Source organism: Pseudomonas sp. SDO5271_S396 (genome assembly GCF_054071795.1).
The window spans coordinates 19,474-29,345 of the sequence record NZ_JBSVWB010000064.1 but is presented as its reverse complement, the minus strand read 5'-3'; the positions used below and the strand labels follow the sequence as shown (position 1 = coordinate 29,345).

At 60.6% G+C, this 9,872-nt stretch carries 11 protein-coding genes; 9 read left to right on the top strand and 2 right to left on the bottom strand.

Annotation, left to right across the window (positions count from 1 at the left end):
- Positions 1 to 77 precede the first annotated feature (77 nt).
- From epd to fba, 5 genes are all read left to right on the top strand, one after another.
- On the top strand, positions 78 to 1,133 hold the full coding sequence (gene epd / locus ACW9IN_RS27535; protein WP_457368820.1) for an erythrose-4-phosphate dehydrogenase: 1,056 nt from the start codon (positions 78 to 80) through the stop codon (positions 1,131 to 1,133).
- A gap of 17 nt (positions 1,134 to 1,150) precedes the next feature.
- Complete coding sequence (locus tag ACW9IN_RS27530; protein WP_457368819.1) at positions 1,151 to 2,314, top strand: phosphoglycerate kinase; 1,164 nt, start codon at positions 1,151 to 1,153, stop codon at positions 2,312 to 2,314.
- Positions 2,315 to 2,343: 29 nt separating this feature from the next.
- Positions 2,344 to 2,571: a hypothetical protein gene (locus ACW9IN_RS27525; RefSeq protein WP_457368818.1), complete on the top strand. Its 228-nt coding sequence runs from the start codon at positions 2,344 to 2,346 to the stop codon at positions 2,569 to 2,571.
- A gap of 60 nt (positions 2,572 to 2,631) precedes the next feature.
- Complete coding sequence (locus tag ACW9IN_RS27520) at positions 2,632 to 2,964, top strand: MliC family protein (RefSeq protein WP_457368817.1); 333 nt, start codon at positions 2,632 to 2,634, stop codon at positions 2,962 to 2,964.
- 201 nt (positions 2,965 to 3,165) lie between these two features.
- Positions 3,166 to 4,230, top strand: a complete 1,065-nt coding sequence (fba, locus tag ACW9IN_RS27515; protein ID WP_003177554.1) for a class II fructose-bisphosphate aldolase — start codon at positions 3,166 to 3,168, stop codon at positions 4,228 to 4,230.
- 92 nt (positions 4,231 to 4,322) lie between these two features.
- Here the strand turns inward: fba and ACW9IN_RS27510 are convergent, their stop codons facing one another.
- Positions 4,323 to 4,988 carry a polysaccharide lyase family 7 protein gene (locus ACW9IN_RS27510; protein ID WP_457368816.1) on the bottom strand — a complete coding sequence of 222 codons (666 nt, stop codon included), beginning with the start codon at positions 4,986 to 4,988 and terminating at the stop codon, positions 4,323 to 4,325.
- Between the two features lie 312 nt (positions 4,989 to 5,300).
- Here ACW9IN_RS27510 and ACW9IN_RS27505 point away from each other — a divergent pair, with 312 nt between their 5' ends.
- The 3 genes from ACW9IN_RS27505 to ACW9IN_RS27495 are packed head-to-tail and all read left to right on the top strand — an operon-like array spanning position 5,301 to position 8,265.
- Positions 5,301 to 7,406 (top strand): putative bifunctional diguanylate cyclase/phosphodiesterase, encoded by a 2,106-nt coding sequence (locus ACW9IN_RS27505; RefSeq protein WP_457368815.1) that lies wholly within the window; start codon positions 5,301 to 5,303, stop codon positions 7,404 to 7,406.
- A 42-nt stretch (positions 7,407 to 7,448) separates the two neighbouring features.
- Complete coding sequence (locus ACW9IN_RS27500) at positions 7,449 to 7,949, top strand: M48 metallopeptidase family protein (RefSeq protein ID WP_457368814.1); 501 nt, start codon at positions 7,449 to 7,451, stop codon at positions 7,947 to 7,949.
- Between the two features lie 19 nt (positions 7,950 to 7,968).
- Positions 7,969 to 8,265 carry a winged helix-turn-helix domain-containing protein gene (locus ACW9IN_RS27495; RefSeq protein ID WP_457368813.1) on the top strand — a complete coding sequence of 99 codons (297 nt, stop codon included), beginning with the start codon at positions 7,969 to 7,971 and terminating at the stop codon, positions 8,263 to 8,265.
- Positions 8,266 to 8,371: 106 nt separating this feature from the next.
- On the opposite strand, the gene ACW9IN_RS27490 is transcribed toward ACW9IN_RS27495, so the two are convergent.
- Positions 8,372 to 8,824: a GNAT family N-acetyltransferase gene (locus tag ACW9IN_RS27490; RefSeq protein ID WP_457368812.1), complete on the bottom strand. Its 453-nt coding sequence runs from the start codon at positions 8,822 to 8,824 to the stop codon at positions 8,372 to 8,374.
- A gap of 201 nt (positions 8,825 to 9,025) precedes the next feature.
- Here ACW9IN_RS27490 and ACW9IN_RS27485 point away from each other — a divergent pair, with 201 nt between their 5' ends.
- Complete coding sequence (locus ACW9IN_RS27485) at positions 9,026 to 9,763, top strand: substrate-binding periplasmic protein (RefSeq protein ID WP_457368811.1); 738 nt, start codon at positions 9,026 to 9,028, stop codon at positions 9,761 to 9,763.
- Positions 9,764 to 9,872 lie beyond the last annotated feature (109 nt).

The following is a 9,872-nucleotide window of genomic DNA, read 5'->3' as shown; positions in this document are numbered from 1 at the left end:
CGGTCTAATGTGGGAGCGGGCTTGCCCGCGATAGCGTCAGAACATTCAACACCGAACTAACCTTGATCGAGAACCCCATGCCCCAACCGCGTCCCTACAAAGTTGCACTCAACGGCTACGGCCGGATTGGTCGTTGCGTCTTGCGTGCTCTGTTCGAGCGAGGGGCGGCGGCCGGGTTTGAAATTGTCGCGATCAACGACCTGGCCGACATGGCCAGCATCGAATACCTGACACGCTTTGACTCCACCCACGGCCGTTTCCCTGGCGAAGTTCGAGTTGAAGACGACTGTCTGCATATCAATGGCAACTGCGTGAAGGTGTTGCGCAGTGCCCCCCCCGAAGGCATCGACTGGCAAGCATTGGGCGTGGACCTGGTGCTGGAGTGTTCCGGTGTCTATCACACCCGGGCCGATGGTCAGCGTTTTCTCGACGCCGGTGCACCGCGCGTGCTGTTTTCCCAGCCGATGGCCAGCGAGGCGGACGTGGACGCCACCATCGTCTACGGTATCAACCAGGATTGCCTGACCGGCGAAGAGCTGCTGGTATCCAACGCCTCCTGCACCACCAACTGCAGCGTGCCGTTGCTGCGCCTGCTGGATCAGGCGATCGGCCTGGATTATGTGTCGATCACCACGATCCACTCGGCGATGAACGATCAGCCGGTCATCGATGCGTATCACCACGAAGACCTGCGTCGCACGCGTTCGGCGTTTCAGTCCGTGATTCCGGTGTCCACCGGCCTGGCGCGGGGTATCGAGCGCTTGTTGCCGGAACTTGCCGGGCGAATCCAGGCCAAAGCCGTACGGGTGCCGACGGTGAACGTGTCCTGCCTGGATATCACCATGCAGACCGTCAGCGACACCGATGCGACGGAGGTCAACCGAATCCTGCGCGACGCCGCTACCAGTGGCCCGCTCAAAGGGCTGTTGGCCTACACCGAACTGCCCCACGCCAGTTGTGATTTCAATCATGACCCGCATTCGGCGATCGTCGATGCCAGCCAGACCCGCGTTTCCGGCCCGAGGCTGGTGAACATCCTGGCCTGGTTCGACAACGAATGGGGTTTTGCCAACCGCATGCTCGACGTGGCAGAACACTATCTGCACATCGCCTCCCAACAACCTCAACAGTAATTCAGGAACTGCGACCCATGACCGTGTTGAAGATGACCGACCTCGATCTGCAAGGTAAGCGCGTACTGATTCGCGAAGACCTCAACGTCCCCGTCAAGGACGGTGTTGTCACCAGCGATGCGCGAATCCTGGCCTCGCTGCCGACCATCAAGCTGGCCCTGGAAAAAGGCGCGGCCGTAATGGTTTGCTCCCACCTGGGTCGTCCGACCGAAGGTGAGTTCTCCGCTGAAAACAGCCTCAAGCCTGTCGCCGACTACCTCAGCAAGGCCCTGGGCCGTGATGTGCCGCTGGTGGCTGACTACCTGGGCGGCGTCGACGTGAAAGCCGGCGACATCGTGCTGTTCGAGAACGTGCGCTTCAACAAAGGCGAGAAAAAGAACAGCGACGAACTGGCTCAGCAGTACGCTGCGCTGTGCGACGTGTTCGTGATGGATGCGTTCGGTACCGCACACCGCGCCGAAGGCTCGACCCACGGCGTGGCCAAGTTCGCCAAGGTCGCGGCGGCGGGCCCGTTGCTGGCTGCCGAGCTCGATGCACTGGGCAAGGCCCTGGGCGCACCGGCTCAACCGATGACGGCCATCGTGGCCGGTTCCAAAGTGTCGACCAAACTGGACGTGCTGAACAGCCTGAGCCAGATCTGCGACCAACTGATCGTGGGTGGCGGCATTGCCAATACCTTCCTGGCCGCAGCTGGCCACCCGGTGGGCAAATCCCTGTACGAGCCTGATTTGCTCGACACCGCCCGTGCCATCGCCGCCAAGGTCAGCGTGCCGCTGCCGGTGGATGTGGTGGTCGCCAAGGAGTTCGCCGAAAGCGCCGAAGCCACCGTCAAGCTGATCGCCGATGTGGCCGCCGACGACATGATCCTGGACATTGGCCCGCAAACTGCAGCCAACTTCGCTGAATTGCTGAAAGCTTCCCGCACCATCCTGTGGAACGGCCCGGTCGGCGTATTCGAGTTCGACCAGTTCGGCAACGGCACCCAAGTGCTGGCCAAGGCCATCGCGCAAAGCTCGGCATTCTCCATCGCCGGCGGCGGCGACACCCTGGCGGCCATCGATAAATATGGCGTTAGCGATCAGATCTCCTACATTTCTACCGGTGGCGGCGCGTTCCTCGAGTTCGTCGAGGGCAAGGTCCTGCCAGCCGTTGAAGTGCTGGAAGCCCGGGCCAAGGGCTGAGGCTTGCGATCAGGAAAAGGAGCATTCCCATGATCAAGTGGTTGGCACTGGTGATCGCAACGGGCCTGGTGGCCGGTTGCGGCAGCACGCCCAACGCGACGCCGGAGGCGGCAACGCCTGCGCCCGCGCAGAAAAAGAGCTGCTACCAGGCTGACTGGCAAGCCGAAACCATGCCGGTGATCAACAAGCGCATCGGCCCCGAACGGCTGGAGAAATATGACTCCGCGCCCAACGGTCAGGAACAGGGCTGCCCTTGACGGGTCTGATCAACTAACCGACAGCAGCGGCGGCCCTGGGGCGCCGCGCGAGGATTGGCAATGAAAGGCGTTTTCGCCCTGGCAGCCCTGGCCTTGTTGGCCGGTTGCAGCACGTTGGACATGTTCAACAAGGCAGAGCCGCAAGACAAATGGACCACCTGGACCTGCGACAGCAAGGCCGAGGTCAACTGGCGCTTTGCCAACCAGGCTAAATCCGAGGTGGATGTACGCCTCGGCGGTTCCGATCAGGTTTACCGGCTTAAACAAGACGTGGCCGCCTCGGGTGTGCTGTACGCCAACGACCAATTGGCGTTTCACACAAAAGGCGAGGAAGGCCTGGTTTACTGGGTCGCCACGGATGATTTGATCGGCCGTGGCTGCAAAGCCCAGTAGGGGATCAATGAAGATCAAATGTGGGAGCTGGCTAGCCAGCTCCCACATGATTCGGTTCCAGATTGGAATTTGGGTCAACCCATTAGCAATAACGATTCAGCAGGCCAAGGCCCAACCCCTTGATCTGCAATAACTTGAATAGCAGCCACCGCTACGGCAGGCTTGCACGATTAACGACCCTCGACCGGGAGAGACAACACAATGGCACTTATCAGCATGCGTCAAATGCTGGACCACGCAGCCGAGTTCGGCTACGGCGTCCCAGCCTTTAACGTCAACAACCTTGAGCAGATGCGCGCCATCATGGAAGCCGCTGACAAGACCGACTCCCCCGTGATCGTCCAGGCTTCGGCCGGTGCCCGCAAATACGCCGGTGCGCCATTCCTGCGTCACCTGATCCTCGCCGCCATCGAAGAATTCCCGCATATCCCGGTGTGCATGCACCAGGACCACGGCACCAGCCCTGACGTGTGCCAGCGCTCCATCCAGCTGGGCTTCAGCTCGGTGATGATGGACGGCTCCCTCGGCGAAGACGGCAAGACCCCGACCGACTACGAGTACAACGTACGCGTCACCCAACAAACCGTAGCCATGGCCCACGCCTGCGGCGTGTCGGTTGAAGGCGAGCTGGGCTGCCTGGGTTCCCTGGAAACCGGCATGGCCGGTGAAGAAGACGGCATCGGCGCCGAAGGCGTGCTGGATCACAGCCAGATGCTGACCGACCCGGAAGAAGCCGCCGACTTCGTGAAAAAGACCCAGGTTGATGCCCTGGCCATCGCCATCGGCACCAGCCACGGCGCCTACAAGTTCACCAAGCCACCGACCGGCGACGTGCTGGCTATCGACCGTATCAAGGAAATCCACAAACGCATCCCGAACACCCACCTGGTGATGCACGGTTCTTCCTCGGTGCCGCAAGAGTGGCTGGCGATCATCAACCAGTACGGCGGCGACATCAAAGAAACCTACGGCGTACCGGTTGAAGAAATCGTCGAAGGCATCAAGTACGGCGTGCGCAAGGTCAACATCGACACCGACCTGCGCCTGGCATCCACCGGCGCCATGCGTCGCCTGATGGCCACCAACCCAAGCGAATTCGACCCACGTAAATTCTTCGGCGCCACCGTGACGGCGATGCGTGATGTGTGTATTGCACGTTACGAAGCGTTTGGTACTGCCGGTAATGCTTCGAAGATCAAGCCGATCTCGTTGGAAGCAATGTATCAGCGGTATTTGAAAGGTGAGTTGAACGCTAAGGTGAACTAAGCCTGAGACGTTCAAAAAGGAGCCCGCAGTGATGCGGGCTTTTTTGTGCCTGCCTTTGTAGCAGCCGGCTCCTAGAGGTTGTGAGGCGGCGTCTAGTCGTGATCAATATCCAACTTGGCAAACGTCACTCGCGCCCCCTCCTTGCTGTTCCCGCTGTTGTCCTGCACATACGCCCCCGCCTTGAAATACAACGGCTTCGCCCCCCACGCTGCGCCAATGCGCTCATTCCACTCGCCATCGGCGGCATACACGCTGAGCAGCCCGGCCTTGTTCAGGTTGATCACGTAGGTAAAGCGCTTTTCCAGCGGCACATTGGAGGCGACGATGATTACCCGGCCTTCGCCTTCGTCCGGGCGCATGCGCACTTTGGCGACGATGTTGCCGGTCTGGGTTTTTTCCTTGAATTGATACTCCAGCTTGATCAGCGGTTTCTGGCTGTCGAAGGCGTGGATCTGGCCGATCACGATCTTGCCGGTGGAGGGCACCTGGTTGACGGTGAGGGTGGCACGCAGGAAGTTGTCGGCGTCGGGGTAGGTCCAGTTGCGCAGGCGTCCGTCGGCGTAGGTTTCGCGCAGTTCGCTGCGCGGGTAGATGGCATTTTCGGTGCGGCTGCCGGTTACGGGGGTCCAGAATTGCACGTTGCTGCCTTCGGCCTGGAAGTATTGGTCGTTGAAGCCGCTCATCAGTCTCGGCGTGTCGATGGTGGCGGGTGGGGAGCCGACGGGGATGCTCAGGTTCCAAGTGGAGAGGTCGATCATGGCGCGTGCCTTTTTACAGAGGGGTGAAGGCTTTGGCCCAAGGGCCAGACAGGTTCTTTATAGGCGGTGGCCGCTGGATTGTTAAACAATTGCTGGCGACTTATTGGCGTCAAACGAATGTCAAATAGCCATGTTTCCCGTGGTACGCGGGCTGCAGGCACTGACCGTTAGTCGGCTTCCTGAGCTTTGATGCGATGATGACAAAGGCGCCACTTCTGATTTTCTGGATCCAGGGCTAGAGTGAGGCCTCAGTGTTGATCCGGGTTTTTCTCCCAGAAGTGACCGGAGTGGCTCCCAAGGAAGAGACGTAGCATGGAATGCGCTCCACACGACGGCGATGGCGGTTCGGTTCTTCTGGTGGTCGATGACTACCCGGAAAATCTGATCAGCATGCGCGCCCTTTTGCAGCGGGAAGACTGGCAGGTGGTGACCGCCGGTTCGGGCCTGGAAGCCCTCGAGTTGTTGCTGGTGCATGAGGTCGACCTGGTTTTGCTGGACGTAAAGATGCCCGGCATGGACGGTTTTGAAGTGGCCCGCCTGATGCGCGGCAGCCAGCGCACCCGCATGACGCCGATCATCTTTCTCAGTGCCAATGCCCAATCTCCCGCTTCCGTGCTGGAAGGCTATGCCAGCGGCGCGATCGATTACCTGTTCAAACCCTTCGACCCGCATATCCTCAAGCCCAAGGTCCAGGCATTGCTGGAACACCAGCGCAATCGCCGGGCGTTGCAGCGTCTGAGTCATGACCTGGAGTCGGCCCGCGCCTTTAATGCTTCTGTCTTGGATAACGCCGCCGAAGGCATCTTGGTGGTGGGCGAAGAGGGCGTCATTGAGTACGCCAACCCGGCGATTTCGCGTTTGCTCAATGCCACCCTCCTGGAATTGCAGGGTCAGGAGTTCCTGAGTTTTCTGCAAAAGCCGCATGTACCGGCCTGGCTGGAGTCGCCCATGGTCGCTGGCTACCGCAAGGGCGAGACCTGGCGCGTGCACGATGCGATCCTGCGCACCGGGCGTGGGCAGCAGGTGCCGGTGGCATTGTCTTGCGCACCGCTGCCCGCCGAGCAGAAGGCCATGGTGGTGACGGTGCTCGACATGTCCGAAGTACGCCACCTGCACCAGCAGCTGGAATTCCAGGCCGTGACCGATCCGCTGACCGGCCTGCTGAACCGGCGCGGTTTCTATCAGGCCGTCGAAAGTATCTTGTTGCGCAGCGAGCGGGGCGAGCCGTCGTTGGTGCTGCTGTACCTGGATCTCGACGGCTTCAAACGCGTCAACGATTCCCTGGGTCATGACGCTGGCGACGGGGTGCTGCGTTGGGTGTCGGAGCAACTGCAGGCGTGCCTGGGGCCCCATGACATTCTGGGGCGCATGGGCGGTGATGAATTCACCGCGCTGCTGACGCTGGAATTTCCCGAGCAGGCGGCGAAGATTGCGGAAAAACTGATCGAACGCGTGTCAGTCTGCCAGCAGATCGAGGGCCTGGAAGTGATGCTGGGTGTCAGCATCGGCATCGCCACCTTCCCCGATTGCGGCTCGGACCTGAGCGGACTGTTGCGGGCTGCCGATGTCGCGATGTACGAAGCCAAGCGCGCGGGCCGTCAGCAATATCGCTATTACGACCAGGAAATGAACGGTCGCGCCCGTTCGCGCCTGATGCTCGAAGACAGTGTGCGCACCGCGATCCAGCACAAGGATTTCACCCTGGTCTATCAGCCGCAGGTATCGCTCGGGGACGGGCGTCTGCGGGGCGTGGAAGCGCTGTTGCGCTGGCAGCACCCGAGCGTCGGCGATGTGCCGCCGGGGTTGTTCTTGCCGTTGCTGGAAGAGGTCCGGTTGATCAGCCAGTTGAGCGCCTGGATCTACCAGCAGGTCGCGGCACAACGCCAGGCGTGGCTGGCCATTTTCGATGATGAGCTGGTGTTGAGCGTGAGCCTGAGCAGCAGCCAATTCAATATGCCCAACCTGGCCAGCCAATTGCGTCAGGTCCTTGAGCGGCATGGCCTGGAGGGGCGGCACCTGGAAGTGGAGATCAGCGAGGACAGCCTGATGGCCAACCTGGATGCGTCTGCCAAGCAACTGCGGGCGTTGCGTCAGGTGGGCGTGCGCATTGCTCTGGATGACTTCGGTTCAGGCAATTGTTCCTTGGCGCACCTGCGCGATATGGAGTTCGACACCCTCAAGCTCGACCCCAGGCTGGTCGCGCAGTTGCCGGGTTCGAAACGGGATGCCGCGATGGCGCGCAGCATCATCGAACTGTGCCGGCATTTTGAGGTGCTGGTGGTGGCCGAGGGCGTGGAAACACAGGAGCAGGCCCAATGGCTCAAGGCCAATGGCTGTCCGTTCGTCCAGGGGCCGTGGGCGGCGCAGCCGCTGGTGGCCGAGGCGTTCGTGGACTGGTCACGCGCCCGCTTGCGCTGAATTCGCTACACTGGCGACCCTTCGAACCCTGTTGCCGAGCCCATGACCGCGCTGAAATACCTCCAGGCCTACCCCGTTGCCCTCCAGGAGCAAGTGCGCCAATTGATCGCCAAGGACCAGTTGGGCGCCTACCTAGACCAGCGTTACCCCGAGCGCCATGCTGTGCAGAGCGACAAGGCCCTGTACGCCTACGCCCTGGCCTTGAAGCAGGAACACCTGCGCAACGCACCGGCCATCGACAAGGTGTTGTTCGATAACCACCTGGACCTGACCCATCGCGCCCTTGGCCTGCACACCACGATTTCGCGGGTGCAGGGCGGCAACCTGAAGGCCAAGAAAGAGATTCGCATCGCCGCGCTGTTCAAGGAGACGGCGCCGGAATTTCTGCGCATGATCGTGGTGCACGAGCTGGCGCACTTCAAGGAATCGGACCACAACAAGGCGTTCTATAAACTCTGCGAATACATGATGCCGGGCTACCATCAGGTGGAATTCGACCTGCGGGTGTACCTCACGTATCGCGACCTGCAGGGTAAACCCTGACCGCACAAGGCGACCGACCATGGATGTGAGCAAGACCAAAAGCAGCTTCTACCGCCGCCTGTATGTGGCGTATTTGATCGACAGCGGGCTGGCCAGCAGCGTGCCCGCGTTGACCGATGTGACCGGTATGCCCCGGCGCACCGCGCAGGACACGATTGCGGCGCTGGCCGACCTGGATATCGTGTGTGAGTTCGAGCAGGAAGACGGCGCGCGAAACCATGCGGGGCACTATCGGATTCGCAGTTGGGGGGCGATCGACCGGGGGTGGATCGAGGCGAATCTGGTTTCGGTCAAGCAGGTGTTGGGTTATCCCTGAAGCTTGGTGATGACCCTACCGACGCCATCGCAGGCAAGCCAGCTCCCACTTTCTGACTGAGTGAACACGATCCAATGTGGGAGCGGGCTTGCCTGCGATAAGGCCCTCAGTCGCGCCGCATACCAATATGTGGAATATCGTCTTCCAGATATTCCTCACCCGCCACCACAAACCCATACCTGCCGTAATACCCCTGCAAATGCGCCTGGGCTGACAGAAAAATCGGCATTTCCGGCCAGATATCTTCAATTCGCTTGAGTGTTTCTTCCATCATCCGATGTCCCAGCCCGGTACCGCGTGCCACCGGCGCCACGATGACTCGCCCGATCACCACATCGCCACCCTGGGAGTCCGGGTCCAGCAGGCGCAGGTAGGCCACCAGTTCATCGTTCTGCCAGGCCATCAAATGGTGGGTGTCGCCCGACAGGTCCTGGCCGTCGAGGTCCTGGTAGACGCATTTCTGTTCGACGACAAAGACTTCGTTGCGCAGACGCAGAATGGCGTACAACTGCTCTTTGCCCAGGTCGTCGTGGTGCTTGCAGACCCATTCAATTGTCATGGTGTGTTCTCTCATAAGTGCCTGATCCGGATAGTAAGCGTGGCAGGCGCTGGTGTCTAAATCGGCTATTTTTGTGAATGGCGTCAATTTGCCATCACTGAGTGCGTGCGAGCCCGGGGCGTTTGTGTAATCTGAGCTACTGTTAGAACCTCAGGCCCTGCCTGAGTCAAGGCCACTTCCTGCCTGCCAAGGACTATGAGCATGCCGCGATTCCCTCGTGCCGTTGCTTTGATTGGAGTGTTGCTGCTGGCCCAGCCGGCGTTCGCACAGCGTTTGCGCCTGGTGGCGGACGCCTGGCCGCCCTTTACCGATTCCACCCTGATCAATGGCGGGCTCGCCACCGATATTGTCAGCACTGCGTTGGCCCGTGCCGGTTACGCCAGCGATTTCGAACAGGTGCCGTGGGCGAGGGCGCTGATGGGCGTGGGGGACGGGCGTTACGACGTGCTGGTCAACGCCTGGTACGACGACGCCCGCACGCAGTTGGGGCAGTTCTCCGGCGAATACCTGCTCAACCGCGTGCGGTTTATCAAGCGCCGCGACGATCCCATCGAATTCCAGACCCTGGCGCAACTGCACGACTACCCCATCGCGGTGGTGCGTGGGTATGCCTATTCGGCACCGTTCGATCAGGACGCGCAATTGCAGAAAGTGCCGGTGCACAACTTTGCCATGGCCGTGCGCATGCTGGCGGCGCAACGGGTGCGACTGACGGTGGAAGATGAGTACGTCGCCCGTTATTACCTGGGGCGCGAGTCACCGCGCGTGCGCAATGCGGTGGAGTTCTTGCCCAAGCCGTTGAGTGAAAACAGTCTGCACATATTGGTGAGCCTGAAGAATCCCGAACATGAACAGATCGTCGCCGGCTTTGATCGGGAGATTGCCAGGATGAAAGCCGATGGCAGCTATGCGCGGTTGATGAGGGCGCATGGGATGTAGAGCCTGTGCGGGCCTCATCGCGGGCAAGTCGAATCGTCGCACCGCCGCTCCCACATTTTGAATTGCGAATACCTTCAAATCTGGGAGCTGGCTTGCCTGCGATAGCGTT